15 protein-coding genes and 1 pseudogene are annotated in these 20,584 nt (G+C 63.9%); 7 read left to right on the top strand and 9 right to left on the bottom strand.

Annotation, left to right across the window (positions count from 1 at the left end; translation table 11 throughout):
• Nucleotides 1–96: 96 nt before the first annotated feature.
• Complete coding sequence (locus BANT918_RS02920) at nt 97–1,101, bottom strand: siderophore-interacting protein (protein WP_101618882.1); 1,005 nt, start codon at nt 1,099–1,101, stop codon at nt 97–99.
• Nucleotides 1,102–1,544: 443 nt separating this feature from the next.
• On the opposite strand from BANT918_RS02920, the gene BANT918_RS02915 reads away from it, so the two are divergent.
• Both BANT918_RS02915 and BANT918_RS02910 read left to right on the top strand, forming a co-directional pair.
• Nucleotides 1,545–2,507: an ABC transporter substrate-binding protein gene (locus BANT918_RS02915; protein WP_101618881.1), complete on the top strand. Its 963-nt coding sequence runs from the start codon at nt 1,545–1,547 to the stop codon at nt 2,505–2,507.
• Nucleotides 2,508–2,621: 114 nt separating this feature from the next.
• Nucleotides 2,622–4,001, top strand: a complete 1,380-nt coding sequence (locus BANT918_RS02910; RefSeq protein WP_101618880.1) for a D-serine ammonia-lyase — start codon at nt 2,622–2,624, stop codon at nt 3,999–4,001.
• On the opposite strand, the gene BANT918_RS02905 is transcribed toward BANT918_RS02910, so the two are convergent.
• Complete coding sequence (locus BANT918_RS02905; RefSeq protein ID WP_101619212.1) at nt 4,002–6,644, bottom strand: hypothetical protein; 2,643 nt, start codon at nt 6,642–6,644, stop codon at nt 4,002–4,004.
• A 748-nt stretch (nt 6,645–7,392) separates the two neighbouring features.
• Between BANT918_RS02905 and BANT918_RS17625 the strand changes: the two genes are divergently transcribed.
• Nucleotides 7,393–8,412: a hypothetical protein gene (locus BANT918_RS17625; protein ID WP_233430328.1), complete on the top strand. Its 1,020-nt coding sequence runs from the start codon at nt 7,393–7,395 to the stop codon at nt 8,410–8,412.
• Nucleotides 8,413–8,768: 356 nt separating this feature from the next.
• Here the strand turns inward: BANT918_RS17625 and BANT918_RS02890 are convergent, their stop codons facing one another.
• Nucleotides 8,769–9,701, bottom strand: a complete 933-nt coding sequence (locus tag BANT918_RS02890; protein WP_101618879.1) for an ornithine cyclodeaminase family protein — start codon at nt 9,699–9,701, stop codon at nt 8,769–8,771.
• 258 nt (nt 9,702–9,959) lie between these two features.
• On the opposite strand from BANT918_RS02890, the gene BANT918_RS02885 reads away from it, so the two are divergent.
• Nucleotides 9,960–10,295, top strand: a complete 336-nt coding sequence (locus tag BANT918_RS02885; RefSeq protein WP_145996923.1) for a hypothetical protein — start codon at nt 9,960–9,962, stop codon at nt 10,293–10,295.
• Nucleotides 10,296–10,315: 20 nt separating this feature from the next.
• Here the strand turns inward: BANT918_RS02885 and BANT918_RS02880 are convergent, their stop codons facing one another.
• Nucleotides 10,316–11,242, bottom strand: coding sequence for a LysR family transcriptional regulator (locus BANT918_RS02880; protein ID WP_101618877.1), 927 nt, complete (start codon nt 11,240–11,242; stop codon nt 10,316–10,318).
• Between the two features lie 106 nt (nt 11,243–11,348).
• Here BANT918_RS02880 and BANT918_RS02875 point away from each other — a divergent pair, with 106 nt between their 5' ends.
• A complete protein-coding gene (locus tag BANT918_RS02875) occupies nt 11,349–12,710 on the top strand; it encodes an aromatic ring-hydroxylating oxygenase subunit alpha (RefSeq protein ID WP_208618015.1) in 1,362 nt (453 codons plus the stop codon).
• Nucleotides 12,710–13,912, top strand: coding sequence for a hybrid-cluster NAD(P)-dependent oxidoreductase (locus BANT918_RS02870; protein ID WP_101618876.1), 1,203 nt, complete (start codon nt 12,710–12,712; stop codon nt 13,910–13,912). Before BANT918_RS02875 ends, BANT918_RS02870 begins: the two co-directional genes overlap by 1 nt.
• Nucleotides 13,913–13,968: 56 nt before the next feature.
• On the opposite strand, the gene BANT918_RS02865 is transcribed toward BANT918_RS02870, so the two are convergent.
• Nucleotides 13,969–14,982, bottom strand: a complete 1,014-nt coding sequence (locus tag BANT918_RS02865; protein WP_101618875.1) for a proline racemase family protein — start codon at nt 14,980–14,982, stop codon at nt 13,969–13,971.
• 4 nt (nt 14,983–14,986) lie between these two features.
• Complete coding sequence (locus BANT918_RS02860) at nt 14,987–17,035, bottom strand: FAD-dependent oxidoreductase (RefSeq protein WP_101618874.1); 2,049 nt, start codon at nt 17,033–17,035, stop codon at nt 14,987–14,989.
• Nucleotides 17,036–17,188: 153 nt separating this feature from the next.
• Between BANT918_RS02860 and BANT918_RS02855 the strand changes: the two genes are divergently transcribed.
• Entirely contained in the window at nt 17,189–17,938 is a 750-nt protein-coding gene (locus BANT918_RS02855) for a GntR family transcriptional regulator (RefSeq protein ID WP_101618873.1), read from the top strand.
• 116 nt (nt 17,939–18,054) lie between these two features.
• Here the strand turns inward: BANT918_RS02855 and BANT918_RS17620 are convergent, their stop codons facing one another.
• The 3 genes and pseudogenes from BANT918_RS17620 to BANT918_RS02845 form a co-directional block, all read right to left on the bottom strand.
• The gene (locus BANT918_RS17620) at nt 18,055–18,594 is read right to left on the bottom strand and encodes an MFS transporter (RefSeq protein WP_233429345.1); all 540 of its coding nucleotides are present in this window, start codon (nt 18,592–18,594) and stop codon (nt 18,055–18,057) included.
• 103 nt (nt 18,595–18,697) lie between these two features.
• A pseudogene (locus BANT918_RS17615) lies at nt 18,698–18,934 on the bottom strand (MFS transporter); the annotation flags it as partial.
• Nucleotides 18,935–18,997: 63 nt separating this feature from the next.
• Nucleotides 18,998–20,551 carry an aminotransferase class I/II-fold pyridoxal phosphate-dependent enzyme gene (locus tag BANT918_RS02845; protein ID WP_324761543.1) on the bottom strand — a complete coding sequence of 518 codons (1,554 nt, stop codon included), beginning with the start codon at nt 20,549–20,551 and terminating at the stop codon, nt 18,998–19,000.
• Between the last annotated feature and the right edge of the window lie 33 nt (nt 20,552–20,584).

Below are 20,584 nucleotides of genomic sequence, written 5' to 3'. Positions count from 1 at the left end.
GATGCGCTGCTGCAATCGACTAGACGATTCGAGGGCAATGTCCCGCAGGCGTTGTGCTCTGCACGGAAACAGTGAGCCGGCGCATGGTGAACGTGTTCAGCCCTCGGCTTTGCCCTGACGCCAATAGCCCATGAACGCGATCTGATGACGATCGACGCCGACCTCCTGGACGAGGTAGCGACGCAGGCGTTTGACCGGGCCAGCTTCACCCGCGATCCATGCGTAGAACGGACGGGCATTCCTTTCGGTGCCACTCGAACTGCCCTGTGCGGCCTGTGTCAGTGCAGCCGGCACGTCCCAGAGGATCTCTTTGTCGATGTTGACGTCGTCGAGCTCAACGGGCCGGCCACTTGGACCACCCGCGCCCACCTCGGCGAGGGCCCGGTTCTCGACGCGGACGGCGTCACGGACGGCCGGCTCAAGCAGTTGACCATAGTCAGCATTGCCACGGGGCAGCCACTGGATATCGAACCCTGCGGGAGCGTCCAGCTCAAGAACATCCTCGGCGGTCGGCACCTCGAGAATCGCTTTGCCCTGCACCTCGGCGCCCTTGAGTGACTCAAGAATCGAAGCGATCGCGGGCACCGCGGTCTCGTCGCCGGCGAGAAGGATGGTGTCAGCGTCCGCCGGTGCGAACTCGATGCCGGGAGTTGGCCCTTCGGCATGACGTGATGGACCGATGATGTGCAGACTGTGGCCGACCTCGGCGTTCTGCGCCCAGGCAGCAGCTGGACCCGAGTGGCCCTGATCATCGGTGTGGAGAACCATGTCGACGACGAGCTCACAGGCTGCGTCTCGCCATTCGCGCACAGTGTAGGTGCGCATTTCACCGCGCACATCCGGATCGAGCTGCAGCCATGCCTGATACCAGGACATGCCGGAATCGGGGTCCTGCTCATCAAGGAAGCGGAGCAGGTCGAGCGTCGGCTTCGTGGCGCCGGCCGAGGGGATGATGAGTTTGAACCGCAGGTCACGCGGGTGACCGCTGCATCCGAAGTCTCTGAGACCCTCACCGCCGAAGGTGACGCGACGGTAAATGGGACTGAGATCTTCGATGCCGATGACGGTGGCTTCGAAGGCGGTGATGGGTGCTTGTGACACAGGTGCTCCTTGTGTCCTCGTCGTGACGGGGAACTCGGTACGGTCGCTGCATAAAAATACTCTCTGCAGGCGATGTGGTGCAACGTTCTCGGACGAGTCTACGTCAACTTAGTAAGGATAGCCTGTCCAAATAGTGCTACGGTGTTCTCGACAGGCGCCAGGGGCGCAGCTCGGTGACGATCAGCTGCGCGTCAGGCGAAGTGATCAGCTTCGGGCTGAGGCCGAAACACGTGGTCATGCGCCGTCGCCCAATCGTGCTGTCGTTCAACCGTGCCGTCGCTCAACCGTGCCGTCGCTCAGCAGAGGTGTCACATAACAGTGCCGTCACCGAACTGCGATTCTGCTCAGCGCCTGTGCCGGCGGTGAGCGGCCCGAACGACTCATGATCCAAGCCTCATTCGATTCCAACGATCTCAACACAGACGAACACCGGAAGGTCATCCATGCGCCGCCGTCAACTGCTCGCACTATCCGTACTCGCCCCATTCGCCCTTGCCGCATGCGGCAGCCCCGAGAGCGAAGCCGTAACGACGACCGGGACAAAGGGTTTCTCCTACAGTCCGGACGGTTATGACGCAGTCACCATTGAACTTGACCGTCCGGTTGAACGGATCGCGATGGACTTCTACTCCGCCGCGGCGCTCGCCCCGTATGGAATCAAACCGGTGGCCGTCTACGGCTTCGGTCAGAATGAGTCCCCGGGGAAGTCGTTCGATCAGACGGGAGTGGAGGTTGTCGGCACCGATATGGAGTTGGACCTCGAAGCCCTCGCGGCGACGAATCCCGACATCATCATCGCTTATGGCAACGACAAGGGCGACGGCTGGACGTGGTGGGAGGACAAGCTCAGCGACCAAGTGAGCGCGCTCGTTCCATTTGTGCCAGTCAAGCTCGCCGGAGGAACGCCGGACGACATGTTCGCCCAGTACGCCGCGGTCGCACAAGCGCTCGGCAAGGACACCAAGACGGGAGAGATTGCACAGCAGCGCAAAGCATTCGATGCCGCTCGGCAGAGAATTCGCGACATCACCGCCGACAAGGACTGGCTGACCGTGCTGCTCGCGAACTTCAGCGCCGAGATCAACTACACAGCCAAGGAACTGGGAGTTGCGAAGATGCTCACCGATGACGGACTGAACCTCGTCGGCCCCGAGTCAGGAGCGGACACAAGTTGGGCCGAAGTCTCCTGGGAGAAGATCAGCGACTACCCGGCAGACGTCATGCTCATCCACGACGCCTCGACTGACTACGAGGACAACCCCATCTTCACAAGTCTGCTCCCGGTCAAGCACAAACAGCTCGGGACCTGGGACGATAAGCGCGCCTACACCTACGACGGGTACACTCAGTGGCTCGGCGAACTCGCGGATGTGCTGGAGGGCGCGCAGGACATCCAGAAGGACTGAGGCCGCCGAGGCGAGAACTGCTTCGGCTTGCGCCTTGTGGAGCGCAGCCGAATTCCACGGCTAGGATCATCACGATGAGTCCTTTGGCACCGCTAAGAATCGGAGTCTGCCCACATGACTGCTCAATCACAGCCACAACCGCAGCCTGCGATCGAATTTGATGCAGACGACCCGGTGATCCGGTCTCTGGCGACCGGCCTGGCAGCTTCCTGGTTTCGATCCGAGCTCGATTCCACCGACTCAGTGCTTCAGGACATGGCCGCGAACCCCGAGGCCAGTGTGGATCCCGAAGCCAGTGTGGATCCCGACATCATGGATCGGGCGGCTGAGCGCTTCGAACGATTCGCTCCGTGGTTCGCTGAAAACTTCCCGGAGACTGCCGTGGCACAGGGGATCATTGAGTCTCCGCTCGCCCCTGCCGATGCAGTGCGGGCGGATCTCAACGAGCGCCTCGGCGACGAACTGCCCGGCAGGCTGTGGCTCAAACGCGATGATGCTCTTCCGATCAGCGGATCGATCAAGGCTCGTGGAGGTTTCCACGAGGTCCTGGAGTACGCCGAGGCGGTCGCCGCCGAACACGGACTGAGCCCGAGCGACCTCGCCACCTTTAGTTCCGAGGAGTTTCGCGCGCTCGCCGAAACTCACCGGATCGTCGTCGGTTCCACCGGAAATCTGGGGCTGTCGATCGGCATCCTCAGTGCGGCCCTCGGCTTCGCCGCCTCGGTGCACATGTCGGCCGACGCCCGCGAGTGGAAGAAAGAGCTCTTGCGCAGTCACGGTGTCGACGTCATCGAGCACTCTGGAGATTTCGTCGCAGCAGTAGCGGCCGGCAGAGCCTCAGCCGAGGGCGCAGCGCGCACTCATTTCGTCGATGACGAAGACTCGCGCAGTCTCTTCGCCGGCTATTCGGTGGCCGCGCTGCGTCTCAGAGAACAGTTCGCGGCCGCCCAGGTGTCAATCGACGCTGATCACCCTCTCGTCGTGTACCTGCCGTGCGGGATCGGCGGCGGACCAGGCGGAGTGACCTACGGACTCAAACGCGTCTTCGGCGACGCAGTGCACTGCATCTTCGTTGAGCCGAGCCAGGCGCCTGCCATGTTCCTCGGCGTGCGCACCGGTCTGCACAGCGCGATCTCTGTCCAGGACATCGGTCTCAGCGGAGCCACGGCCGCCGACGGTCTGGCCGTAGCGCGACCCTCGCGTTTCATCGGTCCGGTGATCGGCCCGCTGATCTCAGGATTCGCCACGGTCTCCGACGATGTCATCAAGGCAGGCGTCGGCGTACTTCACCAGATCGAGGGCCTCGATGTCGAGCCCTCGGCGACTGCAGGACTGACCATTCCGTGGCGAACGATCGGCCACCTCGGCGAGGGCCCGTGCCCAGGCAATGCCACACACCTGGTCTGGGTGACGGGCGGGGCCATGGTGCCTGCCGAGGATCGCGAACTCTATGTGGCCGAGGGGCTGGACCTGCTGCCGAGTCTCAGCTCCTGATCAGAAGCCGTACGGATCACCCTCGATGTTGATCACGACCTTGCCGTCGACGATCTCGGCGGTGCCGTCGACCGAGAACGTCACCGTGTCGTCGAAGGTGTCCGACTCATCGAAGAACGAGTCGTATTTTCCGGTCACGAACGCCTCACCAGTCGTTTCCGTCGAGATCGGCCAGGCGGGGCCGCCGTTGGGCCCAGTGGAATCCTCGGGATCGAAGTACCCTTCGCCTGAGGAATCACCCACCTTGGCTGTCGGATACGAGGAGATCGACCATTTGATGTTCGTTGCGTCGTAGCTCTCGGCGCTGTAGGAACCGAAGGGGCAGCCATCTGGCTGAGCGACGGTCTTCTTCGCACAGCTGTCGATGAGTGTCTTGACCTGCTTGTTCACCTCGGCACGGAAGGCATCGGTGGGTTGGGCTGCGAGCAGAGCGGGCTCATACCCTTCCATGTCAGCATCGTTGGCGAAGAACGCTCGGGTCTCGATCTCGTCTGCGGATACCAGGTCGGTCTCCTCCGCCAGCCCGATCGAATACATTCCCGGGAATGCAGGAAGCGCGAGGCCGGAATCAACTGTGTCGATATCGATGCCGTTGACCTTGACCTTGCTCAAACCGGGAGTCTCGACGGAGAGGTAGAAGAGTTCGGGCGCCTGCAGCTTCCAGTCGTCGAAGAACAGCGCTTTCTTACCCGCTTTGTGCAACGAGAAGCTCGTCGTGCTCTTGCTTCCGCCGACGTCGTATGTCGCGGACACTGTCGCCGAGTTGCCGTTGATCTCGGCGTCTTCGACGGTGACGTCTTTCGGCAGGGCCTTCGCGGCACCGAGGATGTCGTTCGCCAGCAGCTGCCGCTGCTCGGAGGGCACGTCGACATCGGCCATCTTCAGCGCATCCTCGGCGTCCCCATCGGAGAGTTCCGAGAAGTACTTCTCAACGGTGGCTTCGGGGCCGAACATGTGCCCGTTGACCTGGGTGACGACGATGAGTGCGGCAACGATCGCGAGGATCGCCGAGCCGCTGATGACACCGACCAGAGTGGCTTTCTTTTTGTCGAAGGGCTTGGCCGGTGCTGTCCCGGGAGGTGGGGGTGAGCCAGCTCCGGAATCGGCGCCGGTTGGGGGAGCAGACATCGGGTAGGGAGCGCCCGCAGGTGGGTACGCGCCAGGCTCTGCGTGAGCGGGGGAGTCTGATCGCGGGTCGCTTGAGTAGGTCGCAGAACCAGCGCCGGCACCACCAGCAGCAACACCAGCAGCACCAACACCAGCACCAGAACCTCGGCCAGTGACGGCGTCGGGATGGATGAGGGGATGGTGTGGTTCGCTCATGCTCAGGGCTTGGCCCCAGTGCGGGTGAACGGCTCGTCCGGCGAAGAATTTTGCGAGGGCCGGAACGGTCAGGACAAGTCGCGGACCGAGGGTCCTCGACAGCACCTCGATGACGGCGCCCCAGAGGGCAAAGATGAGGAACGACCAGGCCAGAGGGCCGACACCAGCACGAGCGGTGCCGAAGGCATCGAGCATCGACGCCGCCGCGGCCGAACCCTCCAGATGAACGCGAAGAGGAACAGCCAGCACCGACAGCAGACCCCAGACAGCGCAGAACGCCAGCGGAAGCTTCCACGCAGCGGTCCATTGCTGCTTGTCCTCGCCGACGACTGTCCAGTACGGGCGGCGAGTCACGGTGGCGACCAGGGTTGCAGCGAGAACAGCGGCCACGACGGCAAGCAGCCCGATCCACAGCTGCCCTGGCGCCTCCCGGCTGAAAATGGTCAGCGACTCCGAGAAGCCGCCCGAGTCGTATCCCATCATGTCGCCCTGCGCCGAGGCGCTGACCCCGCCGAAGTGCACGAGCATCGTGAGGATCAGGCCCACATTGATGAAGATCGCAGGAATCGTCTGCCAGGGCATGTCGAAGGACAGTGGAATCAGGAAGATCGCGACGACTGACAAAGCAAGAGTGGTGACGACGAGGTGGGTCCATGTCACGAGTACAGACGGGACGAGCCACCGCAGGAAGGGTGCACCGATGGCCTCGCTGCCCTTGAAGTGCCCGGCGATCCTTGCACAGATGCTGGTGACGAAGATGACGAGCAAGGGCAGGAAGAACGAACGGACGGTCACGGCGGAGAACTCGAGATCGGCCACGCCGCCGCTGTCGGTGATGGAGAAGCGCGCAGCAAAGATCAGTTCGAGCAGAAGCAGAACGAGGGCCATCGACAAGGTTGTGATCCCGATGCGGATCCAGGTGACGCCGCGATTGGGTGACGGTGATTTCAGCTCGCTGCGCTTCGTGAACCACCACAGCACGCCGATGACGATGATGGTGATGAGCAGCGGAGCGCCGGAGGCGAAGAGGCTTCCGGACGCCTGACCCATGTCTCCGGCCTGCACGCTGAACCGAAACACGGCCGAACCGAACAGAGACATTGCCAGCAGAACGAAGGGCAGCGCATAGCTGATTCCGTCGGTGTTGAAGCCAGTGTTTTCAGCGAGAGAAGTGAAGTCTCCCATCGAGGTGAGCAGGGCAGAAACGATGATCGAGACAATGATGCCGGCCAGAAGCGCTAGTCCCGGCGGGATCAGGGCGCTGCGCCACGTAGTTCCCTGGCCGAAGGCGGGCAAGTACTTTGCGGCGGACGGCGACATCTGTGACTGAGAATACTGAGTTGGCTGGGGAGGATGAGACGCCTGGGGCGACTGGGGTGGCTGAGGATAGGGAATTCCCTGCGGCTGACCGCCGAGATGTCCGCTGGGCTGGCTGCCCGAATATTCACCTGGTTGACTGCCCGCGTGAGGGTAATTCGCGTTCGGCCTTGAAATCGGCTGTCCCGAATTCTGCTGTCCAATTCGAGATCCGTACGCGGGATATGGCGAGCCGTGGCCCGGAGACAGGGGGCCTTGGCTCGGGTGGGTTGAACCCAGTCCTGGATTGCTTGGTGCCTGGCCCGGGTGCGGTGATCCGGTCTGTGGTCCTGAACCGTAGACCTGGGACTGCGGCTGGTTGTCCTGGTTCCAGCCGGGTGCGAATCGCGCTGTGGGGTTCGGATCCTCGGCTCCCGAGTCAGCGGAAGAGGCAGCTGAACCAGGCGCTGCTGAAGGGGAGGACTCGGGTTTCTTCGGGACGGGCGGTGTCTCTGTGCTCTCCGGGTCTTCAGCGGCAGTGCTGTTCGACTCGTCCGCGGCTCCGGTGTCTTTGGCGTCGTGAGATGAGTCGCTCATGGGTGGTCCTTCATCTGTGTGGGTCTGCTTCGATGCAGGCGAGGGATTTGTAGTTGGATATAAGTCAATATGCGACCGGATATTCATTCTGTAGTGACAATCCTATATTAGGCTTGTGACACCATCGAAGTTGTCCTCATGGACTTATTTTGCAAAGAAGGATCGAGAGCCGCCGATGAGTGAGAACCCACCTCCGTCCGGGAGTGGCCGCGACCCTGAATGGAACGGCAACGGCTGGCAAGGCCACGGACCGAATCCTGCGGAACAGCAACCCAACACAGGGTGGAATCAGCAGTCGGAATCCGGGTGGGATCAGCAGGCCAACACCGGCTGGGGCCAGCCAGGTCAGCAGGCCAACACCGGCTGGGGCAGCGAGTCTGCCGCGGCTCCCCCACCTCCTCCTCAACCTCCTGCGCCACCTCAACCTCCTGCGCCTCCTGCACCACCTGATCATCCGTACCCCAGGCCGAAGCGCCCACAGAGTGAGTTCGCTTCGGCACAGGGCGGGCAGGGCCAGTACCAGCAGGTGCCGGCACAGAACGCCAATGCACAATATGCGCAAGGCCCCTACGCCGTCACACCGTCTGAGAAGCCCCGCAGCCGGAAGGGGCTTATCGCGATGGGTGTGGTTCTCATCGTGGTCATCGCACTCGGAATCGGGTGGGGTGCAGCTACTCTGTTCGGCAAGGATTCCGACGGTGACACCGTCGCCGCACCCACCTCATCTGAGGCGAAGAGTCCGGGAGGCGAGGCCTCGCCCAGCCAGGGCCCCTCAGAGAGCCCCGACCCCTCGGAATCACCAGCATTGTCGGATGACCCCGCCAAGGCCCTTGACCAACTGATCGAGAGTGACAGGCCCAGCGTCAAGGCCGACCTCAACGGAAAATGGGTGCCGCAGCTGAGCTCGAAGAAGCTGGGTCTGGAAGCAGAAGGGAAGACCTGGAAGGAAAAGGACATCCTGGCCGAACACCAGGAGCTGCGGGAGGAGTTCCCTCGCGTGCAGTTGGTGTGGTCAGGTGATTTCGCCAGCTTCAAAGAAGACGACTTCTGGGTCACTGTTGTGGGTATCGGGTATGACGATCCAGAACAGGCGCTGTCCTGGTGCTCTTCCCACGGTCTGGGCGCCGACTACTGCTATGCCAAGCAGCTCAACACTTCGGGTGGGATTGATGGCACAACCCGACTCCAGGACTGACCTCGACTCTCCCCGGCCGAGGTCCGACCATCTCGTGTGATTCCGACCCCGAGCCAGTCCTCGGCATACGGTCACGCCCGACCCCTGGAGTCAGTGCCCGCGGAATCTCCCACGACCTCGGCATCGAGCTGACCGCGGTGAACGACACGACGATCGTGGCCGCGACATAGACGAGCGCGACCGCCCCACCCGCATTCGCGTCGAGTGTGCCGAATACGCCGATTGCAGCTGCCGGCCCGATGAGCACCAGACCGATGGAGGCAAGTTCGGTCAGTCCGATGCTGTGGGGAAGTTCGCCGGCTGCCCCTGCGGCTCCTAGGCTCCCGTGGTCGAAGAGCCTCCCGCAGCAGACGAGCTCATACTTTGCCGACCAACTTCGTGGCCACGGCCAGGTCCTCCCATGACATGCCTGAGCCCTTGAAGATGACCGTCTGGTCCGCATCGGCGGTGACCTCGCCGTTGCTGAATTGCTTCATCGTCACGAGCGAATCCGCGTCCAGGGTCCCGTCGGAGATCGCGAGGACGACGTCACCGCCTTCCCTCAGCACAGTGCTGAGGTCTTCGACCACGACCAGCGCCGAGGTGAAGAGCTCGGCTGGCAGCTCACGGGAGTGGCGATCGTGGGAGCCGCACGCCATGACGACGGCCCCAGGCCTGACGAGGTCTGCTGAGAACAGCGGTTCGCTCGCGGTGGTGGCGGTGATGATGATGTCGGCGGCGCGCAGTGCTGCCTCCACCTCGGCGGTCTGTGCTTCTAGCACCCTGCCGTGGTCCCGGACATCGGCGGTGACCTGATCGGGGAAGCGGACGACGAAGGTGACATCGGCGATCTCAACATCGAGGACATCGGCGATCGTGTCCGCATGGCCCACACCCTGCGGGCCGGCACCGAAGACCATGACATTGACCGGCTGAGTGAACCTGTTCAGTGCAGGTTCGATCGCAGCGACAGAGACCGCCGGGGTGCGCAGAGTCGTCAGCGCGGCACCATCGATGACGGTGCGCAGCTCGAGGGTCGTGCTGTCGTACATGAGGTACTGGGCCATGATCCGGGGGAGGCCGCGTTCGGGGTTGCCGACGGAGACGCCGGCGAGCTTGACCCCGACCCAATCACCGATCTCCGAGGGCATGAAGATCATGTTCCCGGCCGAGATGTCGGTGATCGTGCGGGGGATGTCGTCGGCGGGATCGAATTCGCTTGCCAGCGCTGCACGCAGGGCGGCGACCGCCTCGGCGGGGGAGAGTGCGGCGAAGACAGCATCAGCATCGAGGTTCTTCACTTCGTCCATTGGTGTGCACATCCTTTGTGATTCGGCCTGGGAACTGGCCTCGTGCAATCGACCTTATGCCACCTCCGGTCGGCGTGTGAATGCTCTTCGGGTTGCGAAAGTCCGGGTGAGCGCGTCGCAGTCCCGTGATATGAGCACGCCTGTCCGGCGCCGAGGCGCGGCTACGATGGACAGCGACAGTGGTCAAAAGTCAGAGGTTAGCGGTCAGCCGGTTGAGGTCGAAGGGCGAATGTGATGATGGCTCAGCAGAATTTCGGAATGCCGCAGCCCCCGATGCCGCCGAATGCTGCCCCGCAGCACCCGATGCCGCGGCTGCCTTCGGTGGTGCCGGGGATCCTGCTCATCGTGGCGGGAGCCCTCGGCCTGCTGCTGGCGATCGGAATCATCATGATCCCCGGCGTGCTGTTCCTGTTCGGCGGTGGCGGCAACGTCGATGCTTTCAACGACTTCGCCTCTGGTTTCGTCATCACCGCAGTCATCGTGGGCGTCGTGTCCCTGGCGGCCCTCGTGACGGGAATCGTCCTCACGGTCCGCACCGCAAAGAAGCGCCGTCACATCAGGCACGCGGCCATGGGGTGGCCGATGCCCAGGTGAGGTTCATGTGCAGGTGAGGTTCACACATCGCGCTGAGCCACCGAGGCTGCGACCTCGTGGAGGATCTTGAGCGCGGCGGTGATGATCGGCTGGCCTGCAGATCCGCTGCGCACCCCGGTGAGGATCGTCCGGGAAGGGACCGGATCGCCGCGCAACGGGACGCGGGCCACATCGTAGCCCTCGGGCAGTCTGGCCAGACGGGGGATGAGTGCCACGCCCAAGCCGGCGGAGACCAGGGCCGCCCCGGTCTCCCACTCCCGCGACTGATGGGCGTTCTCGGGGAAGAATCCGGCCGCCGCGCACGCCGTTCGCACGAGCCGGTAGTAGGGCGACCCCGGGCGGTCGAGGATCCAGCTCTCCGCAGCAGCTTCACTCAGCGACACCGCGGAGCGGGTCGCTAGGCGGTGATCACTGCGGACGAGGAGATCGAGTCGGTCGCTGACCAGAGCATTCTGCTCAAATCGGATGTCGCTGCGCGGCGGCAGTGGGTCTGTGGCCACGACGACGGCGATATCGGCCTGTTCGGTGACGAGGAGTTCGAAGCACTCCTCCGGCTCGGCCTCGATGATGGTGACCCGCGAATCGGGGAAGAGTTCCTTCACCCTCTCCGCGGTCGGTGGCAGCAACGCCGCCGCGGCCGTCGAGAAGCCGCACAGGCGCAGGCGTCGCTGCCGCAGAGGACTGCCTGTTTCCGCCTCGGCGAGTTCGCCGCGAATCTCCTCCCACCTGGTGAAGAGCTCCTGTGTTCGTTCGAGCAGGAGCTGGCCCACAGGAGTGAGGATGAGGCCTCTGCCGCGCTGTTCAAGGATGGTCAGACCGAGGTCTTTGGACAAAGACCGCAATTGATGGGATACGGCCGAAGGGGTGTAGCCGAGGCGGTGCGCAGCCTCGGTGAGAGTCCCGACCTCGGCGAGGACTCGAAGCACCTGGAGACGCTGATCGATCATGCAATATTGTTGCATGATCGAGTGGAAAAAGATTCGCTTTTCTTCGCAGGTCTTCCGGCGGACACTGGCCTTAGGCAACAGCAATCGCAGCGAGGCGGTGACACCGATGACTTTGGCACCCGAAGTCGATCCCCGAAACACCCACGCCGACATCGGCGTCGGCAGCAGCACCGTCAGCACCGGCGGAACTCGAGCAGACGACCCGGATCGACTCATCGACGAACGCCGGCCCGGCTACTGTCTTCAGGCCCCCTTCTATCTCTCCGATGAGTTCTATCGCAGGGACATCGACGCGGTATTCGCTGCGACGTGGATCTTCGCCGCTGCAGCCGCCGAGGTGCCCGAGCCCGGCGATTTCGTCACCTTCGACATCGGCGACTATTCGGTCATCATCATCCGCGATGACGATGAGGAGATTCGCGCCCACCACAATGTCTGCCGCCACCGCGGCGCTCGCCTCCTGTCCGAGACCAACGGGTCCGTGGGCAACATCGTCTGCAGCTATCACCAGTGGACCTACTCGCCCGAGGGGAACCTCATGTCCGCGGGCGTCCAGGCCCCCGGCTTCGACCGGACCTGCTTCTCCCTGCGCTCGGTCAATGTCCGAGTTGTCGCTGGACTCGTCTTCATCTGCCTGGCGCAGAATCCTCCGGAGGACTTCGCCGAGGTGGCCGACCGGATCTCGCCCTATATCGAACCGCACGCCCTGGGCAAGACCAAGGTCGCCGCTCAGGTCGACCTCATCGAGCACGCCAACTGGAAGCTCGTCATGGAGAACAACCGCGAGTGCTACCACTGCGAGGCCGGTCACCCGGAGCTGACCTGCACCTTCTTCCCAACCTACGGTTACGCGCCGGAGGACATTCCCAAGCGTCTCAAGCCGGCCTACCAGCGCTACCTCGATGCCGACGAGCGGCTGCGGACCAACAGCGAACGCAACCATCTGCCCACACAGCTCATCGAGGAGCTCAGCGGTCGGCCCACCGGGTTCCGCATCGAACGGGCCGCCCTCGATGGCTTGGGGGAGTCGTACACGATGGACGGTTCGGCCGCCTCGGCGAAGCTCCTCGGTGAACTCGATACCCCGGAGCTGGGGCGACTGTCGATGCACACCCAGCCCAACGCCTGGTTCCACTTCATGGGCGACCACGCGGTCACCTTCTCCCTCGTCCCGCTGGGCCCCGACACCACACGGGTGCGCTCGACCTGGCTTGTCCACGAAGACGCGGTCGAAGGCGTCGACTACGACGTCGAGCACCTCACGACCGTGTGGGTGAAGACGAACGAGCAGGATGCGGCACTGTGCGCGAAGGCCCACCGCGGAATCTCCTCACCTGCCTATCTGCCCGGCCCCTACGCGCCCACGGAGAGCCACCTCGAAGAGTTCTGCACGTGGTACATCGAACGACTGCAGGCCCACCGGGCGCTGGCTGACCAGCAACGAGCTGACCAGGGAGGGCAGCGCTGATGACGATCGATCAGAAGACAGTCGACACCTACCTCGAAGCAGGGGTGGGAATCGTCGCGGCAGCAGATTCGCCTCAGGGAGGCGCGGGCACTGGCGCTGACCTCGCTCAGCTCGATACGGAACTGACCGGCATGGTCGAATGCGTGTCCATCTCCGAGGTCACTCACAACGTCAAGAGCTTCGAGCTCTTCGCCCCCTGGATGGCCCGGATCGACTTCGAACCTGGCCAGTACGTCACAGTGCGCATCCCCGAGCTGGAACTCGAACGCTGCTACTCGATCGCCTCGGCGCCGTTCGGGACGAACACGTTCACTCTCACCGTCAAACGCGTCGACGGCGGGGCGGTCTCGACCTACTTCCACGATGTGCTGCGGGTCGGATTCCGCGTTCACGTCGACGGCCCCTACGGTCTGTTCAGCACCAGCTTCCACCCGGCAGACAAGCACCTGTTCGTCTCCGGCGGCTCGGGTATCTCCCCGATCATGTCAATGGTGAGGTCCCTGCTGGCCCGACCGGCCAGAAACCCGACCGATATCGTGCTCATCCACAATGCGGCCACTCCGGCAGACATCATCTTCCGGCCCGAGCTCGAGCAGCTGGCTGAGGTCCCCGGCGTGAGCGTAGTCACGATGTGCTCCCACGACAGTGCCTGCGAGGTGTGGGCCGGACACCGTGGTCGCATCACCCGCGAGACCCTCGCCGAGGTGGTCCCCGACCTGGCAGATCGCGAGACCTTCGTCTGCGGTCCCGGTGACTACATGGCCGCGGTGCGGCTCATGCTGAACGAGCTCGGTGTGCTGGGCAGCCGAGTGCATGAGGAATCCTTCGTCTTCGCGACGTCCCCGGCTGAGCGTCTGGCGCGGACGGGGCGTGTGGCTAAGACAGCAGGCACATCTGCGGCGAGTGCTTCAGCGCCCGTATGCGGCGGCGCGGCGCTGCAGAGTTTTGGCATCGAGTTCACGAGCAGCGGCAGGCACGTCGACTGCGATCCTGGGACCACGGTCCTCGACGCGGCCGTCGAAGCAGGAATGGTTTTCCCCTCCTCATGCGAAGAGGGAATGTGCGGGACCTGCAAGTCCGTGCTGGTCAGCGGCGAAGTCGAGATGAATCATGCCGGAGGCATCCGACCCAAGGAGATTGCCGCCGGCAAGTTCCTACCCTGCTGCTCGACCCCGCTGACCGACCTCGTCGTGGAAAGATGAACGATCTCGACACCGAGCGGTGACAGCGAGTTCGCTCTGCTCTCCAGCGGGCATGTTCAGCGTAAGACGAAGCCCGGCACCAGGTCATCACGGGGGTCGACGGTGAACGTGCAGGTGGCGACCTTGTGCGCCGTCGATTCGATGACCGGGATGACACTGCCGACCTCGTCAGCCTCGGCGAGTACGCGGGCTCGAAACCGAGTGCCGATGATCGACTCGTGGACCAGCGTCTGGCCGGCGCCCAACTCGCCCGTGGCGTGCAGGGCACCGAGGCGTGCGGCCGTCCCGGACCCACACGGCGAGCGGTCGACCTGGCCATCGGCGAAGACGGTGACGTTGCGCTGGTGGAGTTCGCCGGTGGGCAGGGTACCGAGCCGGTTGACGATGATGGTCCCGTAGACGCCGCTCAGCCTGTCGTCGGCGTGATGTCTGGTCAGCGGATGCTCGGCCAGTGCCGCTTTCACCTGCCGTCCGAGGGCAATGAGCTCATTGAGATTCTCCGGTGTGATGGCGAGACCGAATCGATCTGCGTCGACGCAGGCGTAGATGGCCCCGCCCCAGACCAGGTCGACGGAGGCATCGTCGTCGATCTCCACGTCTGTGGCGATGAGACGACACGGGACATTGACGAAGTCGACCGAGGTGACGCCACCCTCCGAGTCCGTATGGACAGTTGCCCTCACCCTGCCCGAAGGGACGTCGATGATGACATTCGTGACCCCCGAGGCAGCGGGGGCCACCAGGCCGGATTCGACGGCCCAGGTGCCCAGCGCGATCGTCCCATGACCGCAGGCTGTCGAGAAGCCGTCCTTGTGCCAGAACAGGACGCCGAAGTCGGCGCCTTCGTCATCTGCCTGCGTGATGAATCCGCCGTACATATCGGCATGGCCACGCGGTTCGAAGCACAGAAGCCGGCGCAGACCGTCGATCTGCGCACTTGCGATCGCATTCATCCGCTTCTCGGCGACGGTCGCCCCAGGGATCGGGATCGGGGGAGCGGCGACAATCCTGAACGGCTCCCCCGCCGTGTGGTAGTCGACCGTGGTGACCTCACGTTTTTCCAGTGGCATCGGGCTACAGCCCCATCCCGACGCGCAGTCCCTCGAGGACGGCGGCATGGACGTTGCGCGAGGCGACCGCATCACCGATCCGGTAGAGCGCGAAGGGGGCGCTCGCCTCGGCGGCGGTGCTCTGGACGGACTGAGGCTGTCCATGGATCCAGGCCTCGAGTTCGATTTCGCCGAGGTTGCTCGAATGCGGCTTGAGTGCGAAGTAGACCTCGTCGTTGGGTGTCGTCCCGTAATCGACGACCACGGCGTCGGTCTCGATCTCGGTCTCGATGCCCGAATAGTCATTGCGCAGGCGCGCGGTGACCAGTGTGTCCTTCTGCTGGGGTTTGGCTGCGAGCCTTTCGCCGAGGTGGACCTTGACCCCGAATTCGGAGAACACCTGCAGATAGGCGGGGGAGTTCATGGATCCGACGTCGACGCCGATGGTGCGTTCGGGACTGACGTAGGTGACCTCCTGACCATTGCGGGCCAGGTGCTCCACGGCATCGAGGGCCGGATAGAAGCCGTGGTCGTCGAAGACAAGGACCCTGGCCTTGTTGCGCAGCGCGTCATTCATGACGTCCCAGACATCGAAGGAGGGTCCCTCCTCACGGAAGGGATAGCTGGCGTCGGGGACGCCTCCGGTGGCGACGATGACGACATCGGGTGAAAGGGCGAGGATGTCGTCGGCCTCGGCGAAGGTGTCCAGCCTGATGTCGACCCTGTGCTTCTTGCACTGCTGCAGCCTCCAGTCGATGATGCCGATGAGATCGCGGCGGCGCTGCGAGCGGGCGGCGATCCTCACCTGTCCGCCCACCGTGGAGTCGGCTTCGAGCAGACTCACCCGGTGTCCGCGGACTGCGGCCACGCGGGCGGCTTCGAGGCCGGCAGGACCGGCTCCGACGATGACGACGTGCTTGGGCCGGGCACCGACATCGCGGGTGACCTCCTGGGGGAGATCGGCCTCGCGGCCGCTTGCCGGATTGTGGATGCAGGTCGCCGCCCCGGAGGTGTAGATGCTGTCGAGGCACATGTTCGCGCCCACGCACGGACGGATGTCGTCCTCCCTGTGCTCCACGATCTTCTTCACCAGGTAGGGGTCGGCCAGCTGTGCCCTGGTCATGCCCACGAGGTCGACGCAGCCGTCCTCGATGGCGAAGCGGGCGGTGGGCGCGTCGGCGATTCGGGCGGCGTGGAGAACGGGGATGTCGATCGCCTTCCGAATCCGACGGCAGGTGTCCAGCCACGGTGCCGAGGGTGTGCCCATGCCCGGGATCGCTTCGGCGAGCTCCTTGTCTGAACTGATGCTGCCGACGTTGAGGTTGAGGAAGTCGATTCCGTGGGCGGCATATTCCCTCAGCGCATCGATGGCGAGGTCCTCGGTGATGCCATCCTCGACCTGTTCGAGCACCGACATGCGAACGCCGAGGGCGAGTCCCTCCGAGGTACTGCGCATCGCGTCGATGATCTGCAGGGGGAAGCGCATGCGGGCCGCGAGCTCTCCGTTGTACTCGTCGGTGCGCTCATTGAAGCGGGAGGCGAAGAAGTAGTCGATGAGGTGGCCGGTGTGGAGGAACTCCAGACCGTCGAAGCCGGCAGCCTTGACCCGTGCGGTGGCCGCCGCGAAGTCGTTCACCACCCGTTCGATGTCGAAGTCCTCCATGCCCTTCGTGAAGGACCGGTGAGTGGGTTCACGGTGGCGACCGGAGGAGATGAGGGGCAGCCAATCGGCGGTGAAGTTCGAATTGCGCGGGCCCAGGTGGGTCAGCTGGATCATCACTGCGGCACCCTCGGCATGGCAGTCCTCGGCGATGGCGGACAGCCAAGGAATCACCTCGTCGGTGGAGAGGTCGACATTGCCGAAGGCGGCCGGGGAGTCCTTGGACACGATGGCCGAGCCCGCCGTCATCGTCAGTCCCACACCACCGCGGGCCTTCTCCCGGTGGTAGAGACGGTAGCGGTCCTTGGGCATGCCGAGTTCGGTGTAGGCCGGCTCATGCGCAGTGGAGACGATGCGGTTCTTGAGCTGGACCGGCCCCAGTGTGAACGGTTGGAGCAGCGGATCGTGGGACATGGTTCCTCCTTCTTCGCAGGAACGAGGGTGGTCACTTCGCAGGAACCACACCGTGGCATCGACGTCACCCGTAGAGTGGTAGTCGATTACCGATTACTTCTCTCAATCGTGGGTGGTCGTGGTTATGCTGTCAATAGCCATCGAAGGAGAATCGTGATCAGTGACGAGTCAGCCGAAGCTGCTGTGAAGCGACCAGCACCGACACAGGCACCGACCCCGACACAGGCACCGACCCCGACACAGGCACCGGCCCGGCGCGATTCGGCTCCGTCGCTGCGGGAGCATGCGCTCCTCGTCATCCGCCATGCGATCACGACCGGTGACCTTGACGAGGGCACAATCTACTCGGCGGCGGGACTGGCGAAGCAGCTGGGAATCTCGTTGAGCCCCGTCAGGGAGGCCATGATGTCTCTGGTCACTGAGGGCACTGTCGAAGCGGTGCCGAACCGCGGCTTCCGTCTGGTGCCGGTGACGAGAGAGGATCTGGAGGAGATCATCCGGATCAGAGCCCTGCTTGCCGGTCCCGCGGTTGAGGCTCTGTGTGCCAGAGTCGCGGATGATCCGGCCTCAACCGAGGCTGCGCTCGGTGATCTGCGCAGGAATGCCGAGGACGCTCTTGCCGCAGCCGCGAATGATGACACGATCGGCTTCATGACTGCCGACCGTCTGTTCCACGAACATCTTCTCGAATACGGGCTCGGCAGGAGGGCTGCGGAGATCAGCCTGCGCCTGCGGGATCAGTCGCGAGTCTTCGCGGCGCATTCAATCGCGGCCGTCGTCGACAGTGAGTCGGCGCAGCAGATCGTCGACCTCGTCGGACTCATCGAGGCTGGCCACTCTGACGAGGCGCGTGCCCTCGTCGTCGACAACCTCTTCTACTTCAAACGCGCTGCCGATCACTAGGCGTACAGGGCATCCTGCTGCAGGCAGATGATGAGGCGGCCGCTCCTGGATCGGGAGCGGCCGCCTCATTGCTGGTCACGGCCGGGACTGTGCCTGTTCCGCAACGGGAATCGGGATCAGACCTGGCTCACGACCGGGATCGGCATGGTGTCCGGATCGAGGTCGGGATTGTCGTCCTGGGTGCGCACGAGTTCGACGGCTTCCTCTCGCGAACCGACGGTCGGGAACGAGCCGAGGAGAGGTCTGTGGGCAGACTCCTTCATGAACAGCACCGCCACGAAGGCGATGATCGAGAAGAACATGATGTAGAACGCCGGCATGTACGAGTTGCCGGTGAGGTCGATGAGCGCCTGGCTGAACAGCGGAGTGGTGCCGCCGAACAGTGAGACGCCGAGGTTGAACGTCAGGCCCATGGCTCCATAGCGTGACGCGGTCGGGAACAGCGCTGGCAGTGTCGATGCGAGGCAGGCGATGTAGAAGCCAGCCGGCACAGCAACCATGAACAGGGCAAGGACGACTGCCCACATCTCGCCGATCTGCATGATTGCGAAGGCGGGGACCATGAGGACGATCGTCGCTCCCGCCGCCACCAGGAAGACGAACTTGCGGCCCAGTTCGTCGGAGAGTCGGCCGATCAGCGGTAGGCAGAGGGACATACTTGTCGTCCTTGACCTTGACGTCGAGTCCCTCGGCCACGGTAGCTTCGAAACTGGGGGTTTCTGGGATCTTCAAACGGAACCAGATGGCGACCGCGCCGAGCGGGATGGCACTGAGGAATGGGATCCTCCAGCCGCCGTCGACCATCGCAGTCTCGCCTGCGACGCTTGTTGAGATGACGGTGGTGATGGCGACGGTGCCCGCGCCGGCCGCGAAGCCGATGTAGGAGCCGACGTCGAGCCAGGAGGCCCAGAATCCACGGGACTTGTCTGGGGCGAACTCGGAGACGTAAGTGGTCGCACCAGCGTACTCGCCGCCGGTGGAGAAGCCCTGGATCATTTTGAGCAGATAGAGGGGGATGATGACCCAGAGGCCGATCTGAGCAGCGGTGAAGGTCGCGCGTCAGTCCTTGAGAACCCAGAAGGCGCTCAGCTTCGGGTCGACGCCGCCCCGGACATGGCCCGAGGGGCTCGCCGCCACGGCCTGCAGGAACTCAACGGTCTCCGCAGTGATCTCCTCACCGGGGAGGACATTCGGGATGCCGGGTGGGTACGCGGCCAGGGAGCTGACGCTGGTGCGGCCGATGGCCTCGGCGGCGGGAACGAGCTCGGAGTCCGCGAAATACGCATCGCGCGGCAGGGCAACCAGCTTCCCGGCGCTCGGCAGCGACGGGATCCCTGCCGAAGCCGTCACCGCCTCGGCAGGTCCGGAACTGGCAGAGCCGGCATCCTCGTTCTCGAGACGCATCTGGTCGAGCGCTTCGAACAGCCCGCTGAGGTCCGGGGACTTGCCCAGGCCGATGAGGGCGACGATCGTGGTGGCCGTCGCCATCTCAGCGAAGATGTCGAAATCCTCGGTCAGGCGCTTACGCACGGTGTGACCGTCGAGCCCGGTCGAGGTGATGTCGATGGGCAGGCGGAAGGGGTCGATGTCGACGACATCGGCGTGGTTCATGAAGTCCCCGGAGAGCAGATGGTAATGCTGTGACCCCTCGATGCGGGCCCGGATCTGGCGGATGTTCTCCAGCGAGTCAGAGATTGCGTCGCGTGAGTTCACGAGGTCCCGGCGGGCGATGTCGATCGATGCCAGGAGGTGGGCGTTCTCGCTCGTCGACGCCGTCATCATGAAGGCGCGGGCCAGGGCGGGTTCGAGACGGTTCGCGAATTCGGTGTCGCCGAGGTGGAGCAGCGCCGACTGGGTGAATGACCCGGCGAGCTTGTGTGTGCTCATGATGACGATGTCGGCGCCCAGCGTGACCGGGGATTCCGGCAGATCGGGGTGGAAGCCGAAGTGGGCTCCCCATGCGGCATCGATGATGAGGGCTGCACCGGCTTCGTGGGCGACATCGGCCAGTGCCCTGACATCGGCGACGGCACCGAAGTAGCTGGGGGTCACAAGGTAGACGGCAGTGACCTTCTCCGGGTGGGAGGCGATGGCATGACGCAAGGAGTCCGGGGTGACTCCGTGGGCGATGCCGTTGACCTCGTCGACGTTGGGGTAGACGAAGCCCGGGTTGAGGCCGGCCAGCACGATGCCGTCGATGAAGCTCGAATGGGCGCTGCGCTGGGTGACGACACCCGTGCCCAGGGTGCCGATCGCCAGTGCTGCCATGCGGTTGCCCTGCGAGGAGCCGTTGGTGAGGAACCAGGTGCGCCGCGCGCCCCAGGCCTCGGCGGCCAACTGCAGAGCTTCGTCCTTCGGGGTATCGACGCCGAGGTCGATGCCGTCGAAGAGCGGGGGGATGTCCAGGGAGAGGATGTGCTCGCCGAAGTATTCGGCCTGACCTGCAGAGATACCCGTGGTGGTGCCGCCGTGTCCGGGTGTGGACAGGAACAGCGAGTCACGTTCTGCCGCCGCCTGCAGTGCATCGGCATAGGGCGCGTGAGTTGTCACGGTCCCCGGGAATGCCGAAAGGTCTGAGACGGAGGTCATGGAGGAGGCTTGGTGCACGGTCATAGATTCAGATTAAGGAATGAACCCTTGCCGAGA

Origin of the sequence: Brevibacterium antiquum CNRZ 918, from assembly GCF_900169145.1 — a bacterium.
Classification (GTDB): Bacteria; Actinomycetota; Actinomycetes; order Actinomycetales; family Brevibacteriaceae; genus Brevibacterium; species Brevibacterium koreense.
The sequence above is the reverse complement of the archived record's forward strand: the minus strand, read 5'-3'. Positions and strand labels throughout refer to the sequence as shown.

Bases quoted from the DNA above. Each gene is read 5' to 3' on its own strand.
- BANT918_RS02915 (WP_101618881.1), top strand. From the start codon at position 1,545: ATGCGCCGCCGTCAACTGCTCGCACTATCCGTACTCGCCCCATTCGCC.
- BANT918_RS02910 (WP_101618880.1), top strand. From the start codon at position 2,622: ATGACTGCTCAATCACAGCCACAACCGCAGCCTGCGATCGAATTTGAT.
- BANT918_RS02905 (WP_101619212.1), bottom strand. From the start codon at position 6,644: ATGTCGCCGTCCGCCGCAAAGTACTTGCCCGCCTTCGGCCAGGGAACT.
- BANT918_RS17625 (WP_233430328.1), top strand. From the start codon at position 7,393: ATGAGTGAGAACCCACCTCCGTCCGGGAGTGGCCGCGACCCTGAATGG.
- BANT918_RS02890 (WP_101618879.1), bottom strand. From the start codon at position 9,701: ATGGACGAAGTGAAGAACCTCGATGCTGATGCTGTCTTCGCCGCACTC.
- BANT918_RS02885 (WP_145996923.1), top strand. From the start codon at position 9,960: ATGCCGCAGCCCCCGATGCCGCCGAATGCTGCCCCGCAGCACCCGATG.
- BANT918_RS02880 (WP_101618877.1), bottom strand. From the start codon at position 11,242: ATGATCGATCAGCGTCTCCAGGTGCTTCGAGTCCTCGCCGAGGTCGGG.
- BANT918_RS02875 (WP_208618015.1), top strand. From the start codon at position 11,349: ATGACTTTGGCACCCGAAGTCGATCCCCGAAACACCCACGCCGACATC.
- BANT918_RS02870 (WP_101618876.1), top strand. From the start codon at position 12,710: ATGACGATCGATCAGAAGACAGTCGACACCTACCTCGAAGCAGGGGTG.
- BANT918_RS02865 (WP_101618875.1), bottom strand. From the start codon at position 14,982: ATGCCACTGGAAAAACGTGAGGTCACCACGGTCGACTACCACACGGCG.
- BANT918_RS02860 (WP_101618874.1), bottom strand. From the start codon at position 17,035: ATGTCCCACGATCCGCTGCTCCAACCGTTCACACTGGGGCCGGTCCAG.
- BANT918_RS17620 (WP_233429345.1), bottom strand. From the start codon at position 18,594: ATGTCCCTCTGCCTACCGCTGATCGGCCGACTCTCCGACGAACTGGGC.
- BANT918_RS02845 (WP_324761543.1), bottom strand. From the start codon at position 20,551: ATGACCGTGCACCAAGCCTCCTCCATGACCTCCGTCTCAGACCTTTCG.